The organism is Bradyrhizobium sp. CCGUVB14, assembly GCF_024199935.1.
Lineage (GTDB): Bacteria > Pseudomonadota > Alphaproteobacteria > Rhizobiales > Xanthobacteraceae > Bradyrhizobium.
This window is the reverse complement of record NZ_JANADS010000001.1, coordinates 5,399,629-5,416,137: the sequence shown is the minus strand read 5'-3', so window position 1 is coordinate 5,416,137 and position 16,509 is coordinate 5,399,629. Positions and strand designations below refer to the sequence as shown.

The following is a 16,509-nucleotide window of genomic DNA, read 5'->3' as shown; positions in this document are numbered from 1 at the left end:
GGCGTCACTTCGCTGGACTGGCTTGAGGCTCACCCTTCGACCACCAGGTCTCCGGCAGATAGCCGGACAACGCCGTGGTCGATGGTCGTTCTATCCGATTCCAGCGCGCGATCCATTGTTCGGATACGTTAAACAGGGGGATTGTGTAGAAGCCCGCGATCAAGGCGCGGTCGAGTGCCCGGACCGCCGCGACAAAAGCCGTATGATCACGGGCCTCCAAAAGGGCTTTGATCATCGCGTCGATGGCGGGATCCCTGGCACCCATGTAGTTGCGGGTGCCCGGATTGTCGGCGGCAGCACTGCCCCAATAGAAATACTGCTCGTTGCCTGGCGACAGCGACTGGTCCCAGCGGTTCTGGATCATGTCGAACTCATAGGCCAGCCGGCGCTGGTCGAACTGCACGGGATCGACCGAACGCACGCTCGGCACGATGCCGGCGCGCTTGAGGTCGCGCTGGAAGGCGAGCGCGATGCGCTCCTGGTCGCGGGTCGTCACCAGCATCTCGAAGGTGAAGGGGGCCTTGGTCGCGCGGTTGCGCAGCACGGTGCCGTCGAGATCGTAACCGGCGTCGGACAGGAGTTTGAGCGCAGCGCGCAGCGTCGTCCGGTCGCGCCCCGAGCCGTCGGTGACGGGAAGGCGGTAGCTGCCGTCCATGATGTCCGGCGGGATCTGCGCGGCAAACGGCTTCAGCAATTCGCGTTCGCGTGCATCCGCAGGGCGGCCATAGGCCGAGAGGTCGGATCCCGCGAAATAGCCGGCGACCCGCGAATACAGCGAGAAGAAATAGTTGCGATTGACCAGCTCGAAATCGAACAGCAGCGTCAGCGCCTGGCGCACGCGGATGTCGGCGAAGATCGGACGGCGGGTGTTGAACACCAGGAATTCGGACGGCTGCGGCACGCCGGGTTTGATGGTGTCGCGGATCACGTCGCCGTTCCTGGCGGCCGGAAAATCGTAGCCGTCGTGCCAGCGCAACGGCTCGTGCTCGACGCGGAAATCATAGAGGCCGCGCTTGAAGGCTTCGAACTGGCCGTTGGCTTCGCGAAAATAGTCGAGCCGGATCTCGTCGAAATTGAACAGCCCGCGATTGATCGGGAGATCGCGGCCCCAATAATCGGGATTGCGCGAGAGCGTCACGCTGGCACCGGGCTTGACCGCCGTGACGCGATACGGGCCCGAGGCAATCGGCCCGGTCAGCGTCGTCTCCTCGAAGGTCGCGACATCGACGGCGTGCTTCGGCAGGATCGGCATCAGGCCGAGGATCAGCGGCAGCTCGCGGTCGTTGGCGCCGGCGAGGTCGAAGCGGACGGTGAGGGGATCGGGCGCCTCGGCCTTGGCGACCTTGGCGTAATATTGCCGGAGGTTGGGACGGCCGTGGTCGCGCAGCAACTGCCAGGAGAACAGCACATCCTCGGCAGTGACCTGCCTGCCGTCAGAGAAGCGCGCGCGGGGATCGATGCGGAACGTGACGTAGCTGCGCTCGTCATCGGTCTCGACGGTCTTGGCGAGCAGGCCATAGAGCGTGAACGGCTCGTCCTGACCGCGCGAGAGCAGGCTTTCGACCACGTAGGCGCGGATCGGCTGCACGGCCAGTCCCTTCACGATGAAGGGGTTGAGGCTGTCGAAGGTGCCGAGGATGCCCCAGGTCAGCCGGCCGCCCTTGGTGGCATCGGGGTTGGCATAGGGCATGTGGGTGAAATCGGCCGGCAACGCCGGCTTGCCGTGCATGGCGATCGCATGGGCCTCCTCGGCTCGCGCGCCGCCGAAGGCCGACAGCCCGATGGCGAGGGCCAAAGCGATGCTGCAGAATCGGACGCTGGGGCCCTCGAGCAGGCGCTGGAACATGAACATTCGGACACGTTGATTCGAGGGCCGTCAGGAGCTGAATCCTATCACAGGGATTTCACTGAGCGCCTGCCCGGAAGTGGGCAAAGACGCTTGTCGGCATTGATCTTTCCGTCGACCGCGTTAAGAAGGCACGCAATCGCGCACGAGCGCCGAGCCCGTCACTTATCTGCCTCAATTGACGGGGAGAGAGCCGCGCCCAAGGCGGCTTGGTTCGGCGTTTCGGAGCGGTTCGGGCACTTCCCGTTCAGAAAGGGTTTTCTGCAATGAATTTCCGTTATTTGGCCGCGTCCGTCCGGCCGCGCGGGCGAGTTCTCGCCCTGTTGACGGCGACGGCGTTGGTCGTCCCGTTTGCTGCCGAGGCGCAGACCCCCGCGCCGGCCCCAGGTGCGCCCGCGGCGCCGAAGGCAACCCCGAAAGCCGCTCCCAAGGCTGCCCCCAAGGCGCCAGCTGCGGCTCCCGCGCCGGCTCCGCAGGCCCAGCAGGCCCCGGCCCAGCAGGGCGCTCCGGCGGCGCAGGGCGCTCAGCCCGCGGATCAGCAGATCCAGCTGATCTACGCCCCCTGGACCAAGTTCTGCCTGAAGGGCCAGGACGCCAACGCCAAGCAGGTCTGCTTCACCGGCAAGGACGGCCGCATCGAATCGGGCCAGCCTGTCATCGCGGCCGTGATCATCGAGCCGGAAGGCGAGCCCAAGAAGATCCTGCGCGTGACGCTGCCGCTCGGCATGCAGCTCGTGCACGGCACCCGCGTCATCGTCGACAACAATCCGCCGCTGCAGAGCCCGTATGTGATCTGCTTCCAGAACGGCTGTATGTCGGACTACGAGGCGACGCCCGAGCTTCTCGCCAACATGAAGAAGGGCCAGAACCTCGTGGTGCAGGCGATCAACGCCAACGGTGCGCCGCTGACCCTGCCGCTGCCGCTCACCGGCGAATTCCAGAAGGCCTATGACGGTCCGCCGACCGATCCGAAGGTGTTCGAGGAAACCCAGAAGAAGCTCCAGGAAGAGCTTCAGAAGAAGGCTGACGAGCAGCGCAAGAAGCTCGAGCAGAACGGCGGCGCGCCTGGTGCACCCAGTGCAGCTCCGGCGGGTCAGAAGTAATCGGGACCAAATCCCGGACATGAAAAAGGCGCTCGGTTCGAGCGCCTTTTTTGCTGGCCGCTTGTCGGCGGAGACATTCAGTTCAGTGAAGGATTGCGCGGGCGGTAGCCGCCATCCTTGTTCTTGATGAAGATCTCGGCGACCTGGGAATGTCGGATCGGTTCGCCGGATTCGTCGGGCAGGAGGTTCTGCTCGGACACGTAGGCCACGTACTCGGACTCCGCGTTCTCCGCGAGCAAATGATAGAACGGCTGATCCTTGTGAGGCCGCACCTCCTCAGGGATCGACAGCCACCACTCCTCGGTGTTGTTGAACTCCGGATCGATGTCGAAAATCACCCCCCGGAACGAGAAGATCCGGTGGCGAACGACCTGTCCGATCTGGAATTTGGCGGTCCGCGCTTTAATCATTCCCCGTCGATAGACCAGGATTGTGGCCGATGCTAGTGCCCTGATCTGGAATTAGCCCGCGGTTGCGGGGGAGATAACCCCCAGGTCTTCAGAAGTCACTTCATCAATGGTCGATATCCTCAATCTGGCGCTACCTTATTTCGGCTTGATCTTCGTCGGTTTCGCCTGCGGCAAGGCCAAGTCGCTGCCGGAATCGGGCCTCGCCTGGATGAACTTCTTCCTGCTCTACGTGTCGCTGCCGGCGCTGCTGTTCGCGATCATGTCGAAGACGCCGTTTTCCGAATTGAACAATCCGCCGTTCCTGGTTGCGACCACGCTGTCGACGGTTACCGCGTTCACGCTGGCGCTGGTCGTCGGCAAGGTGCTTGGCGGCCTGACACTGCGTGAGGCGACACTGGCGGGCCTCTCCGGCGGCTACGGCAATATCGGCTACATGGGGCCGGGATTGGCGCTGGCCGTGCTCGGGCCGAAGGCGTCGGCGCCGACTGCGCTGATCTTCTGCTGCGACAGCATCTTCCTGTTCACGATCGTGCCGCTGCTGATCGAGCTGTCGGACCGCGATCATCCCTCGATCGTGCATGCCTTCGGTGTCGTGCTGAAACAGATCGTGCTCAACCCGTTGATCATGTCGGCCTGCTTTGGTGCAGCCGTCGCCGCACTCCATATCGAGCTGCCGGTGGCGCTCGATCGCACCATCATCTTCCTCCAGAACGCCGCTGCGCCGACTGCGTTGTTTGTGCTCGGCGTGACGGTGGCGCTGCGGCCGTTCGACCGCGTGCCCTGGGAAGTGCCGGGCGTCATCGCCGTCAAGCTGCTGATCCATCCGCTTGCAGCGTTTGGCCTGATGCTGGCGTTCGGTCCGTTCGCACAGCCCTGGGCCGCGACTGCGATCCTGATGGCCTCGCTGCCGCCGGCGCTGAATGTGTTCGTGATTGCCCGCCAGAACGATGCCTGGATCGAGTCCGCCTCGGTCGCCGTGCTGCTCGGGACGTTCGCATCCGTGGTCACGCTGACCACCGTGATGTGGTTGCTGCAGACCGGCCGGCTGGTGTTTCCGTGAACGCTACTTCCGCCAGGTCGGTGTCAGCCCTTCGCGCATGGCAAAGCGCCGGAGCGGGCCGATGGCGCCGAGCAAGTGCATGCCGACAGCGCGGACCGGCTGGAGTGGCAGGAAATCGTTGAGCAGCGAGCGATTGGCGATGTCGATCGCAAAGGTCCGGCTCAGAATGTCCGGACGCCGCGCCCGGTCGTAGCGCTTGAGCACGTCGGCTGCGCCAGGATCCTGGCCGGCGGCGATGGCGTCGCCGGCGAGCCTCGCAATGTCGGCAGCATCCCGCAGTCCGAGATTGAGGCCTTGAGCACCGATCGGGGGAACCACATGGGCGGCTTCGCCGACCAGCGCGATGCGGTCGCGCGCGAAGGCGTTTGGTCGTTCGATCGCCAGCGGGAACAGGTTGCGGCCGGGCTCGACCGTCATCCGGCCGAGGATGGAATGCGACTGTTTCTCGATCGCCGCGGAGAGCTCTTCGTCGCTCAGGGAGCGAAGCCGTTCGGCCTCCGCAGGCGCCGAGACCCAGACGATGCTGGAGCGGTTGCCGGGCAGGGGCACGAACACGCAGGGGCCGTGCGGGGTGTGGAACTCGGTCGAGACGTTGCGATGCGGCCGGGCATGGCTGACGTTGAAGGTCAGCGCCGTCTGCGTCAGGTCGCGCCGCGTCACCGCAATCCCGGCGGCCTCCCGGCACAGCGAGTGCCGGCCGTCGGCGCCGACCACGAGCCGCGCGGACAGGAATTGTCCGGACGCCGTGCGGATTGCGACGTCATCGGCTTCGATGACGACGTTCTCTGCCTCGTCGTCGAAACGGACGAGGCTGGGCAACTCGGCCGCGCGCGCCTCCAGCGTCAGCATCAGCGAGCGGTTGTCGATGTTGTAGCCGAACGCCTCGAGCGCGATCTCATGACAGGAGAACCGGACCTCGGGGCTGCGGAACAGCCGCCCGGTGTCGTCGACGAGGCGCATGACCTCGAGGCCGGCCGCCTTGTCTTTGCAACGGGACCAGACGTCGAGGCTTTCCAGGAGGTCGACGGAGGCACCCAGCAGCGCGGTGGTGCGGTTGTCGGCATAGGGCAGGCGCCGCGCCACCAGCGCGGTCCGCGCACCGGCCTGCGCCAGAGCAATTCCTGCCGCAAGGCCGGCCGGTCCGCCGCCGATAATGGCCGCGTCAAAGAGTGTGGATGCGTCTGTCATGGAACGACATTTGACACGCCCCACGACAAATTCAAGCCCACCTATTTTGCCTGCTTTTATGACGAATTGCGCGACCCAATGCCGCGACGGCGGATGTGCAAATCGGTCCCGTTCTGGTAGCAGAAGCCATGGAAACTCAGATCGACAGCCAAGAGGATTCCCTCAAGCCGACGCCCGCGATCCGGGCCGCGGCTTTTTCGGTGCACATCTTCACCGCCTTCGGCGCGGCGATCGCGCTATTGGCGATGCTGGAGGCGGTGCGCGAGCACTGGGCGGCGATGTTCGGCTGGCTCGGCGTCGCCCTGATCATCGACGCGATCGACGGGCCGATCGCGCGCCGGCTCGACGTCAAGAACGTGCAGCCGAACTGGTCAGGCGACGTGCTCGACCTCGTGGTCGACTTCGTCACCTACGTCTTCGTGCCGGCCTATGCGATCGTGGCGAGCGGCCTGTTGCTGCCGGTGGCGGCGCCCTTGCTCGGCATCGCCATCATCGTCACCAGCGCATTATACTTCGCCGATCTGCGCATGAAGGCCGATGACAATCATTTCCGCGGCTTTCCGGCGCTGTGGAATGCGGCGGCGTTCTATCTGTTCCTGCTGCACTGGCCGCCGCTGTCGTCGACGCTGCTGGTCGCGGCGCTGGTGGTGCTGACTTTCGTGCCGTTCCACGTCCTGCATCCGGTTCGTGTGGTGCGGCTGCGCTGGCTGACGATGTCGCTGATTGCGGTCTGGTCGCTGCTCGGGCTCTACGCGCTGGAGATGGATTTTCGCGTCGGCACCGGCGTGACGGTTGCGCTCTGCGCGATCGCGCTCTGGATCGCGTTCAGCGATGCGCTGATCCGCCTCGCAAGGTCCTTCGCATGATGCATCTGCTGACCAGCCCGGAGGCCTGGGCCGCGCTGCTGACCTTGACCTCGCTCGAGATCGTGCTCGGCATCGACAACGTCATCTTCCTGTCGGTGATCGTCTCGCGAATCCCCGAGCCGCAGGCCCATCGCGCCCGCCAGATCGGGCTGGCGCTGGCGCTGGTGTTCCGCATCATTTTGCTCAGCGTGCTGGTCTGGCTGATCGGCCTGACCGCGCCGGTGTTGTCGTTTTCCGGCTATGACTTCTCCTGGCGCGACCTGATCCTGATCGGCGGCGGCCTGTTCCTGATCGCGAAGGCGACGCACGAGATCCACGCCGAGGTCGAGGCCGATGACGGCGAGGGGAAGAAGCAATCCGGCGGCAGCGCCTTCTTCTGGGTGATCGTCCAGATCATCGTCATCGACATCGTGTTCTCGCTGGACTCGATCATCACCGCGATCGGCATGGCGCAGGATCTCGAGATCATGATCGCCGCCGTCGTGATCGCGTGCCTGGTCATGTACATTTCGTCGGGACCGGTGGCGCGATTCGTCGCGGAGCATCCGACCACGAAAATGCTGGCGCTGGCGTTCCTGGTGCTGATCGGGGTCGCACTGGTTGCGGATGGATTCAAATTCCACATTCCGCGCGGCTACATCTATTTCGCAATTGCGTTCTCGGCGGCGGTCGAGTTCTTCAATGTGCTGGCGAAGCGTAACCGCAGGAGGGCCAGCAAGCCGTCCGTCTAGCCGCTCCAATTTGGGTCGAGTTGACAAGGCAGGCGCTATGTCTTTCGCTGGCCTTGGAGAAGAGGAGGTCAGGTGATGACCAAAGCCGTCCGTGTGCACAAGGTCGGAGGCCCCGAAGCACTGGTCTATGAGAGCGTCGACGTTCCGGCGCCGGGACCCGGCGAGGTGCGCATCCGCCAGCATGCGGTCGGGCTGAACTTCATCGACGTCTATTACCGCACCGGCCTCTACAAGGCGCCGGGGCTGCCCTTCATTGCCGGCAACGAGGCTTCGGGCGAGGTCCTGGCCGTCGGGCCCGGCGTGACGAATTTCCATCCCGGCGACCGCGTCGCCTATTACCACAACCTCGGCGCGTATACGAGCGAGCGCAACATCTCCTGGGAGAAGCTGGTCAAGCTGCCCGACCACATCACCCACGAGCAGGGCGCCGTGCTGATGCTCAAGGGGCTGACCGTCTGGTATCTCCTGCACAAGACCTTCAAGGTCGAACCGCATCATCGCGTGCTGATCCATGCCGCTGCCGGCGGGATCGGTCTCTTGGCCTGCCAATGGGCGAGGGCGCTGGGGGCCCATGTCATCGGCACCGTCGGGTCGCGCGAGAAGGCCGAACTTGCCGAGGCCAATGGCTGCGACCACGTCGTCCTCTACAACGAGGAGGACTTCGTCGCGCGCGTCAAACAGATCAGCCGCAACGAGGGCTGCGACGTCGTCTATGACGGCGTCGGCAAAGCGACCTTCCCCGGCTCGCTGTCGTGCCTGAAGCCGCGCGGCATGTTCGTTTCGTTCGGCAATGCCTCAGGTCCCGTGCCGCCGTTCTCGATCGCCGAGCTGAACAATCACGGCTCGCTGTTTGCCACCCGGCCGAAGCTCAACGACTACATCGGCACGCGCAAGGAATTGCTGGAAGGCGCCGACACGCTATTTTCCGCCGTCATCAACGGCAAGCTTCACGTGCCGATCAATCACGCCTATGCGCTGAAGGATGCGGCGAAGGCGCACATCGATCTCGAGAGCCGCAAGACGACCGGGGCGTCGATTTTGAAGCCGTAACTCGCCGTCACGGTCGAGATCTCGTAGGGTGGGCAAAGGCGCGCAGCGCCGTGCCCACGATCTCTTCACAATAGAGAAAACGTGGGCACGCTTCGCTTTGCCCACCCTACGGCACCTTCACTTACGCCACGCATCTCGCCGCGCCGGCCTTCGTCAAGATCCCATCGAGGCAATCGATCATCTCGGCGATCTCGGCCTTCGCGACGTTGAGCGCCGGCATGAAGCGCAGCGCGTCGAGCTGCGGGGCGTTGAGGAGCACGCCGGCTTCGAACGCCTGCGCGACGATGCCGGGCGCGATCGGCAGCTTGAGGTCGAGCGCGAGCAGCAGCCCGCGTCCCCGCACGCCGCCGAGGCCATGCCGGGCCGAGACTTTTTGCAGCTCGCTTTCGAGCAGCAGGCCGGTTTCGCCCACCTGCTTCAGGAACGCCGGCTTGCTGACTTCGTCGAGGACCGCAAGGCCGGCCGCGCACATCACCGGATTGCCGTTGAACGTGCCGCCCTGGTCGCCGTGCTCGAAGCAGGAGGCGCGTTCGGTCGCAAGCAGCGCTGCGAGCGGCACGCCGCCGCCGATGCCCTTGCCGAGCGTCATGATATCGGGCGCGATGCCGGTGTGCTCATAGTGGAAGAGCTTTCCGGTCCGGCCCATGCCGGTCTGGATCTCGTCGAAAATCAGCAGCAGCCCGTGCGCCTCCGTGAGTGCACGCAGCTCCCGCAGGAACGCATCGGTCGCCGGCCACACACCGGATTCGCCCTGGATCGGCTCGAGCATCACCGCAACGGTGTTGCTGCCGATCAGCTTCTCGACCGAGGCAATGTCGTTGAGTTTTGCCTTCTTGAAGCCGGCGACCTTCGGCTCGAACAGCGGCTCGAACGCTTTCTTGCCCGAGGCCGACATCGTCGCCAGCGTTCTCCCGTGGAAGCTGCCCTCGAACGTGATGATCTCGAACGCGCCGCTCTTGTGCAGGCTGCCATATTTTCGCGCGAGCTTGATCGCGCCCTCATTGGCCTCTGCACCCGAATTGGCGAAGAACACCTGGTCGAACGCACTGTTCTCGACCAGCGCCTGCGCCAGCTTGAGGCTCGGCTCGTTGTAGAAGGCCGGGCTCGGCGTGAGCAAGCGCTTGGCCTGCGACGCCAGCGCATCCGCAACCGCCGGCGGAGAGTGGCCGAGGCAGTTCACGGCCCAGCCCTGCACGAAATCGAGGTAGCGCTTGCGGCTGTCGTCCCAGAGGTATGAGCCGGCGCCACGGACGAACACGGCCTTGGGCCGTGCGGTGATGTCCATCAGCGCGTCATACGGATGGGTGGCGGTGGTCATGTCGAACTCCTCTGGAGATAGCCAAGATCTTTTGGGGGGCGGGTGAAAAAGGGACGCGAAAAACAAGAAGGCCGCACTTTGCGGGTGCGGCCTTCTCGAAAACTGTGCTGAATTTACTGGTTCAGCGGCGTCGTCGGACATGGCGCAACCCATCATCGTCGCGGGAGCGACGACGCATGGCTTGGCGCAGATGGGTCCGGGAATTGATCATGGGGCGGGTCCGTACAGCCGAACGGCAGGGCTTGTCAAGCTCGACCTACTGAACGCCGTAGGGTGCGAACGTATCGGCGATGCCGGCATTGATCGCCTTCGCCGCCGCGATGTCGCGGGCTGCGCCGTCGGCATCCCCCTTTTTGCGCTTCGCCAGCCCGCGGCCATAGAGCGAGCTGTCGAGCCCCGGCTTCGCACTCAGCACCGCGTCGTAATCGGCGATCGCCGCGTCGAGATTGCCGAGCTTGAGGAAGGTGAGGGCGCGGCTGTCCAGCGTGTAGGGATCGTTCGGGCGCATCTTGAGCGCTTGATCGCAATCGGCGAGCGCCTCCTGCAACTGCCCGAGGATCGCGTGCGTCATGCAGCGTGCGTTGAACACACCGGAATATCCTGGATTGGCCTTGATCGAGCGATCATAGTCCTCCAGCGCCCGCGCATAGTCGTGGTCGTCGAAATACATGTCGGCGCGCGCATAGGCGTCGCGGTCGTTGTTCGGATTGAGTGCGATCGACTTGCCGAAATCGGCCAGCGCGCGCGGGCGGTCGCCCTTGTCGCGGAAGATGCGCGCGCGATTGCCGTAAGCCGGGCCGTAATTGGGGTCGAGCTTGATCGACATGTCGAGATCGGCGAGCGCGCGTTCGGCCTCGTGGTGTTCGCGCAAGGTGCTGCCGCGATTGAAATAGGCCAGCGCAAATTTCGGGTTGAGCTTGATGGCCCGGTCGTAGTCCGCCATTGCGCGCTCGTAGTCGTTCTTGGCGATGCGAGAGTTTCCGCGGTTGTTGTAGTAGCGCGCATCGTCGGGCTCGAGCTGGATCGCGCGCGTGTAATTGGCGATGGCGTGATCGCGGTCGCCCAGATCGTCATAGGCGATGCCGCGATTGTACCAGGCGAGGACGTCGTTCGGATCGAGATCGAGGGCGCGGTTGAGATCGGCGACGGCGCGCTCCGAATCACCCTTGCGCCGATAGGTTTCGCCGCGATTGGCAAGCGCGGCCGCATTCGACGGGTTGGACTTCAGCACGACGGTGCATCCGTCCATGCGCTGGTCGTCGCTGACCTTGTCGTCCTTGGCGAAGCACCATTGGCGCGCCTGTGAAGCCGAGAGGGATTGCGCCGCCGCCGGGAACGTGAGCAAAGTCAATGCTGCGGCGATCGTGCACAGGCAGGTCCAGATCTTGTGATTGTGTTTCATTTTTGCCGCGCAGAAACCAACAAGCCTCTAGCGCGTTTGTGATCTCGGAACGCGAATTGGTTCGAACCTGACGCAAATCGGGACAGACCAACGGGTACGGGACCAACCAGATAGTTTTCAGCCTTGTCCGACACGCCTTATCCGATCGACCTCGACAGCATTCGCGGCGCCTTTCCGCCGGGCATCGAGGCGCCGCCTTTGCTGCTGGATTTTGCCGGCTGGCTGAACGGGCGCGCCTGGGGCAGCGTCGGCTGCTTCTCCCTGCAAGGCCAGTTCTCCGATCAGGCCCCGATCTTCGACGGCAGCCCCTTGCGCGACCGCTTCGCGCTGTTCATGCGCCTGCCTGACGGCTCGGCCGTCGGTGGCTGGTACGGCGCCGGTCTCGACCGCGACGATCCCCCGATCGTAGGGCTGGGCTCGGAGGGCGATTACGAGTTGCTCGCACCGTCCCTCGATGCGTTGCTGACGAAACTGACCTCGCAGCAATTCGACAAGGCTTGGCACGACCTGCGGCCGCATGACGAAGTCGAGCCGCAGACCGTCGAGCTCGCGCAATGGCTCGCCCGGCGTCCGCCTGGCGAGCCGGTGCCGTGCGAGGACGTCACCTCGGAGCTGCCCGACTTCCGCGGCTTCGTCGAGAAGTGGAGCCGCGACCGCGAAGAATACTGGGCCAATCACCGCCTGATGGCCGAGCTCGGCTGGCGGCTCGCCGCACATCTGCCCAAGGGCAAGAACGCCTGGGACAAGACCCATTTCGAGGTCGCGATCGTCGGCAAGCAATACGAGGCGCGCGTCCTGTCGCGCGGACCGCAGCCGTTCGAGGAGGCCGCCTCAATCGAATCCCTGCTGCGCGACCTGCGCGAGGAGATGCGTCGCGCCCAGCCTGAGCTCGGGCTCTGGTATGCGATGAAATTCGGCCTCTATGCCGACGGCCGCGTCATGCCCAATTTCGAATACGATGGGCGCCCGATGATCGATGGCGAGCCGGCGAAACTGTCCGAGGCTCAGGCCGATCTCACCCGTGCCCCGCGTCCGGAGCGCTGGGTGCCGAAATGGCTGGCTTAACTGCATCCACATTGTCATTGCGAGCGTAGCGAAGCAATCCAGACTGTCTCCGCGGACGGATTCTGGATTGCTTCGCTACGCTCGCAATGACGCAGTAACCTCAGAACCCCGCGACGCTACCGTGCAGATCGTACTGATCCGCGCGCTCGATTTTCGCAGTGACGATCTCGCCGACGCGCAACGGGCGGCGGCTCGACAGATACACCGCGCCGTCGATCTCCGGTGCATCGGCCTTGGAGCGGCCCTTGGCCACCGTCGGGCCGACCTCGTCGATGATGATCTGCTGGCGTGTGCCGACTTTGCGCTTCAGCCTGCGCGCCGAGATCTTCTGCTGACGCGCCATCAGCGCGTTGTAGCGCTCCTGCTTGATCTCCTCCGGCACGGGATTTGCGATCGCGTTCGACGTCGCGCCCGCAACCGGCTCGTATTTGAAGCAGCCGAGGCGATCGATCTCGGCTTCATCGAGCCAGTCGAGCAGATAGGCGAAGTCGGCATCGGTCTCGCCGGGGAAGCCGACGATGAAGGTCGAGCGTAGCGCGAGATCGGGGCATTCCTCGCGCCAGCGCTTGATGCGCGCCAGCGTCTTGTCCTGGGCTGCCGGGCGCTTCATCGCCTTCAGCACGTCGGGGCTCGCATGCTGGAACGGAATGTCGAGATAGGGCAGCACCTTGCCCTCGTTCATCAGCGCGATGACCTCGTCGACATGCGGGTAGGGGTAGACGTATTGGAGGCGAACCCAGGCGCCGAGTTCGCCGAGCTCGCGGGCGAGGTCGAGGAATTTGGCGCGGACCTGGCGATCCTTCCACGGGCTCTCGGCATATTTGAGATCGACGCCATAGGCCGAGGTGTCCTGCGAGATCACCAGCAGCTCTTTCACGCCGGCGCCGACGAGACGCTCGGCCTCGCGCAGCACGTCATTGGCCGGACGCGAGACGAGATCGCCGCGCAGCTTCGGGATGATGCAGAAGGTGCAGCGGTTGTTGCAGCCCTCGGAAATCTTCAGATAGGCGTAGTGGCGCGGCGTCAGCTTGATGCCCTGCGGCGGCACCAGATCGAGATGCGGATTGTGCGCCGGCGGCAGCGCGCGGTGCACGGCGTCGAGCACGCTCTCATATTGCTGCGGACCGGTGATCGAGAGCACGCCGGGATAGGCCTCCTCGATCTGCTCGGGCTCGGCGCCCATGCAGCCCGTGACGATCACCTTGCCGTTCTCGGCCATGGCCTCGCCGATCGCCGAGAGCGATTCCTGCTTGGCGCTGTCGAGGAAGCCGCAGGTGTTGACGATGACGATGTCGGCACCATCATGCTTGCGGGCGAGCTCATAGCCCTCGGCGCGCAGGCGCGTGATGATGCGCTCGGAATCCACCAATGCCTTGGGACACCCGAGTGACACGAAGCTGACCTTGGGCGCAGCCGTCTGATCCATATCCAAATCTGCCTGATTGACGGGCTTGAGCTAGTCCCAATTGCTCATAATTACAACCCTTTGCATGGGCGTCCGGCATGCTATGGATGAATCGCCGGGTTGCGAGTGAGCTATGAGCGCCGAACAGTCGCCTAAAATCGTGATTGTCGACGAGAGCCCGATCCGGGCCGCGATCCTCGAAGAGGGGCTGCGGGAGGCCGGATTCACGCAGATCGTCCACATCCGCGAGATGCAGAGCCTGCTCGCCCGTATTTATGCGGTGGACCCCGACATCATCCTGATCGATCTCGAAAACCCCAGCCGCGACGTGCTGGAGGCGATGTTCCAGGTCAGCCGCGCCGTGCGGCGGCCGATCGCGATGTTCGTCGACCAGAGCGATTCATCCTCGATCCAGGCCTCCGTGGAGGCAGGGGTATCCGCCTACATCGTCGACGGGTTGAAGAAGGAGCGCATCAAGCCGATCCTCGACCTCTGCGTGTCGCGCTTCAACGCTTTCGCCAAGCTCCAGGAGGAGCTGGAGCGGACCAAGTCGCAGCTCGAGGACCGCAAGATCATCGAGAAGGCCAAGGGCATCCTGATGAAGGTCAAGGGCCTCACCGAGGACGAGGCCTATGTGCTGCTGCGCTCCACCGCGATGCGCGAGAAGAAGAAAATCGGCGAGATCGCGCAATCGATCATCACCGCGTCGGAGATGCTGAAATGACCGCACCCCTCCGCATCGGGTTCATCCCGCTGGTCGATGCCGCCGCCCTGATCGTCGCCGTCGACAAGGGCTTCACCGCGGCCGAAGGGCTCGAGGTCGAGCTGGTGCGCGAGGTGTCCTGGTCCAACGTGCGCGACAAGCTGAACATCGGCCTGTTCGACGCCGCGCATCTGCTCGCCCCCGTGGCGATCGCGTCGTCGCTCGGGCTCGGTCACGTCAAGGTGCCGATCGCCGCGCCCTTCAATCTCGGCATCAACGGCAATGCGATTACGGTGTCGCCCGCGCTCCACGCCGCGCTGATGGAGGAGATCGACGGCGACCGCTTCGATCCGCTCGCGACCGCAAAGGCGCTGGCGAAGGTGGTGGCCAAGCGGCGCAGGGCGGGTGCCGATCCGCTGACCTTCGGCATGACCTTTCCGTTCTCGACCCACAATTATCAATTGAGGTTCTGGATGGCGGCGGCCGGCGTCGATCCCGACGAGGACGTGCGCCTGGTGGTGCTGCCGCCGCCCTATATGGTCGACAGCCTCGCCAACGGCCATGTCGACGCCTTCTGCGTCGGCGCGCCCTGGAATTCGGTCGCGGTCGATCTCGGCATCGGCCACATCCTGCATTTCGTCTCCGATATTCTGGAGCGGGCTGCAGAGAAGGTGCTGGCGGTGCGCCAGGTCTGGGCCGACAAGCATCCGGACGTGGTTGCATCGCTGGTTCGCGCCGCGGTGAAGGCGGCCGCGTTCATCGAGCAGCCGGCAAATCTGGCTGAGGCAGCACAACTCCTCGCGCAGCCCGAGCGGATTGGTGTCGACGCCGAAGTGATCCAGCGCTCGCTCACCGGGCGCCTGAAGATCGCGCCCGAGGGCGCGGTGCGCGAGAGCGGCCGCTATCTTTTGGTGGGACGCGAAGGGGCAGGGCGCCCGGATCCGGTCCAGGCCGCCTGGCTTTACGCGCAAATGGTCCGGTGGGGACAGACGGCGCTGAGCCCCGAAGCGCTCAGGACGGCGATGGCCGTGTTCCGGCCGGACCTCTATGACGCCGCCCTTGGGCGGGCCGGGGATGGTCAGGCCAGCACGCCGTTCGGTGCCTTCGCCGGACCGGCCTTCGACCCCACCGACGTGGGTGGCTATCTCGCCTCTTTCGAGGTCGGACGGCGGGCGCTTTAGTCTCTGCCTAAAAAGTAATCATTCTGATTCGAAGCTTATTCTTTGGGCCATTGCTGCCCGAAGCAGCATGAATTGCGATCCACTTCATGCACTGCACACAATCCTAAATCACTGATTTTACGTGTCTTTGCAGTTCATGCTGCGTTGGCACACGTCTTGAATAGGAGGTCTTGAGCCGCCCGGCGTGGGCGCCGGCGGTTCCAGGTCCATGGTGGATTTCCGCAGCAACGAAGCTGATCGGATCGCTCCGGGTTCCGGCTGGGCGCTGATGCGCCTCCAACCGGCTCCCAGCGATCAACGTCCGTTCAACCCGTTGACGCCGCCTGCGCGCGGCAAGCTGGAGCTTCGATATGGATTACGCGAAACCCTCTGACGTTGTGGCCTCGATGGTCGATGCCAGCCTGAAGAAGCTGGCGCTCGCCCCGCGCGACATCATGATCCGCGGCGCGATCTCCGGCGCGCTGCTCGGCGCCGCCACCACGCTCGCCTTCAGCGGCGCTCTCACCACCGGCCAGCCCCTTGTCGGCGCGCTGATCTTCCCGGTCAGCCTCGTGATGATCGTGCTGCTCGGCCTCGAACTCGTCACCGGCAGCTTCGCCATCGTTCCGCTGGCCCGCCTCGAAGGCAAGGCGAGCTGGAATGCGGTGATCGCCAACTGGTCCTGGGTGTTCGTCGCCAATCTGCTCGGCAGCCTTGCCTTCGGCGCGCTGATCGCGATCGCGCTCACCAACATGGGCAAGGTCGAGGTCGCCGGCGTCGCCGCCCGCATCGTTGCAGTGGCCGAAGCAAAGACCATCGGCAATGCCGCAATCGGCACCGCCGGCATGGTCTCGGTCTTCGTCAAGGCGATCCTTTGCAACTGGCTGGTCTGCCTCGGCGTCGTCATGGCGATGACCTCGACCTCGACGGTCGGCAAGATCGCGGCGACCTGGCTGCCGATCTTCCTGTTCTTCGCGCTCGGCTTCGAGCACGCCGTCGTCAACATGTTCGTCATCCCGACCGGCATGCTGCTCGGCGCCAAGGTCTCGCTCAGCGACTGGTGGCTGTGGAATCAGATCCCGGTGACGCTTGGCAATCTCGTCGGCGGCTTCGTCTTCACCGGCCTTGCGCTCTACGCGACGTACAAGCCCGCCAAGCCCACGGCCGATGTCGCGCAGGTCGCGGTCCAGGCAGCAGAGTAG

General features: G+C 64.5%; 15 protein-coding genes. 9 read left to right on the top strand and 6 right to left on the bottom strand.

The window, feature by feature from the left end; translation table 11 throughout:
- Window positions 1–4: 4 nt before the first annotated feature.
- Window positions 5–1,852, bottom strand: a complete 1,848-nt coding sequence (locus tag NLM32_RS25185; RefSeq protein ID WP_254131543.1) for an extracellular solute-binding protein — start codon at window positions 1,850–1,852, stop codon at window positions 5–7.
- 260 nt (window positions 1,853–2,112) lie between these two features.
- Between NLM32_RS25185 and NLM32_RS25180 the strand changes: the two genes are divergently transcribed.
- Window positions 2,113–2,949: an invasion associated locus B family protein gene (locus tag NLM32_RS25180; RefSeq protein ID WP_254131542.1), complete on the top strand. Its 837-nt coding sequence runs from the start codon at window positions 2,113–2,115 to the stop codon at window positions 2,947–2,949.
- A 77-nt stretch (window positions 2,950–3,026) separates the two neighbouring features.
- Here NLM32_RS25180 and hspQ read toward each other — a convergent pair whose 3' ends face one another.
- Window positions 3,027–3,359, bottom strand: coding sequence for a heat shock protein HspQ (hspQ, locus tag NLM32_RS25175; RefSeq protein ID WP_018317973.1), 333 nt, complete (start codon window positions 3,357–3,359; stop codon window positions 3,027–3,029).
- A gap of 106 nt (window positions 3,360–3,465) precedes the next feature.
- Between hspQ and NLM32_RS25170 the strand changes: the two genes are divergently transcribed.
- Window positions 3,466–4,419 (top strand): AEC family transporter, encoded by a 954-nt coding sequence (locus NLM32_RS25170; protein ID WP_254131541.1) that lies wholly within the window; start codon window positions 3,466–3,468, stop codon window positions 4,417–4,419.
- Between the two features lie 3 nt (window positions 4,420–4,422).
- Here the strand turns inward: NLM32_RS25170 and NLM32_RS25165 are convergent, their stop codons facing one another.
- Window positions 4,423–5,607 (bottom strand): UbiH/UbiF family hydroxylase, encoded by a 1,185-nt coding sequence (locus NLM32_RS25165; RefSeq protein ID WP_254131540.1) that lies wholly within the window; start codon window positions 5,605–5,607, stop codon window positions 4,423–4,425.
- Window positions 5,608–5,735: 128 nt separating this feature from the next.
- On the opposite strand from NLM32_RS25165, the gene pcsA reads away from it, so the two are divergent.
- The 3 genes from pcsA to NLM32_RS25150 all read left to right on the top strand — a co-directional run bounded on the left by pcsA (window position 5,736) and on the right by NLM32_RS25150 (window position 8,254).
- Window positions 5,736–6,473: a phosphatidylcholine synthase gene (gene pcsA, locus NLM32_RS25160; RefSeq protein WP_254131539.1), complete on the top strand. Its 738-nt coding sequence runs from the start codon at window positions 5,736–5,738 to the stop codon at window positions 6,471–6,473.
- Complete coding sequence (locus NLM32_RS25155; protein WP_254131538.1) at window positions 6,470–7,204, top strand: TerC family protein; 735 nt, start codon at window positions 6,470–6,472, stop codon at window positions 7,202–7,204. Before pcsA ends, NLM32_RS25155 begins: the two co-directional genes overlap by 4 nt.
- 75 nt (window positions 7,205–7,279) lie before the next feature.
- Entirely contained in the window at window positions 7,280–8,254 is a 975-nt protein-coding gene (locus NLM32_RS25150; RefSeq protein ID WP_254131537.1) for a quinone oxidoreductase, read from the top strand.
- Between the two features lie 121 nt (window positions 8,255–8,375).
- Here NLM32_RS25150 and NLM32_RS25145 read toward each other — a convergent pair whose 3' ends face one another.
- Both NLM32_RS25145 and NLM32_RS25140 read right to left on the bottom strand, forming a co-directional pair.
- A complete protein-coding gene (locus NLM32_RS25145; protein ID WP_254131536.1) occupies window positions 8,376–9,572 on the bottom strand; it encodes an acetylornithine transaminase in 1,197 nt (398 codons plus the stop codon).
- A gap of 256 nt (window positions 9,573–9,828) precedes the next feature.
- Entirely contained in the window at window positions 9,829–10,974 is a 1,146-nt protein-coding gene (locus NLM32_RS25140) for a tetratricopeptide repeat protein (protein ID WP_254131535.1), read from the bottom strand.
- A 123-nt stretch (window positions 10,975–11,097) separates the two neighbouring features.
- Here NLM32_RS25140 and NLM32_RS25135 point away from each other — a divergent pair, with 123 nt between their 5' ends.
- On the top strand, window positions 11,098–12,039 hold the full coding sequence (locus NLM32_RS25135) for a hypothetical protein (RefSeq protein ID WP_254131534.1): 942 nt from the start codon (window positions 11,098–11,100) through the stop codon (window positions 12,037–12,039).
- Window positions 12,040–12,139: 100 nt separating this feature from the next.
- Here NLM32_RS25135 and rimO read toward each other — a convergent pair whose 3' ends face one another.
- Window positions 12,140–13,465, bottom strand: coding sequence for a 30S ribosomal protein S12 methylthiotransferase RimO (gene rimO / locus NLM32_RS25130; RefSeq protein WP_254131533.1), 1,326 nt, complete (start codon window positions 13,463–13,465; stop codon window positions 12,140–12,142).
- A 112-nt stretch (window positions 13,466–13,577) separates the two neighbouring features.
- Here rimO and NLM32_RS25125 point away from each other — a divergent pair, with 112 nt between their 5' ends.
- The 3 genes from NLM32_RS25125 to NLM32_RS25115 all read left to right on the top strand — a co-directional run bounded on the left by NLM32_RS25125 (window position 13,578) and on the right by NLM32_RS25115 (window position 16,509).
- Window positions 13,578–14,168 (top strand): ANTAR domain-containing response regulator, encoded by a 591-nt coding sequence (locus NLM32_RS25125; RefSeq protein ID WP_148772657.1) that lies wholly within the window; start codon window positions 13,578–13,580, stop codon window positions 14,166–14,168.
- Window positions 14,165–15,328, top strand: coding sequence for a CmpA/NrtA family ABC transporter substrate-binding protein (locus tag NLM32_RS25120; protein ID WP_254131532.1), 1,164 nt, complete (start codon window positions 14,165–14,167; stop codon window positions 15,326–15,328). Before NLM32_RS25125 ends, NLM32_RS25120 begins: the two co-directional genes overlap by 4 nt.
- A 350-nt stretch (window positions 15,329–15,678) precedes the next feature.
- Window positions 15,679–16,509, top strand: a complete 831-nt coding sequence (locus tag NLM32_RS25115; protein WP_254131531.1) for a formate/nitrite transporter family protein — start codon at window positions 15,679–15,681, stop codon at window positions 16,507–16,509.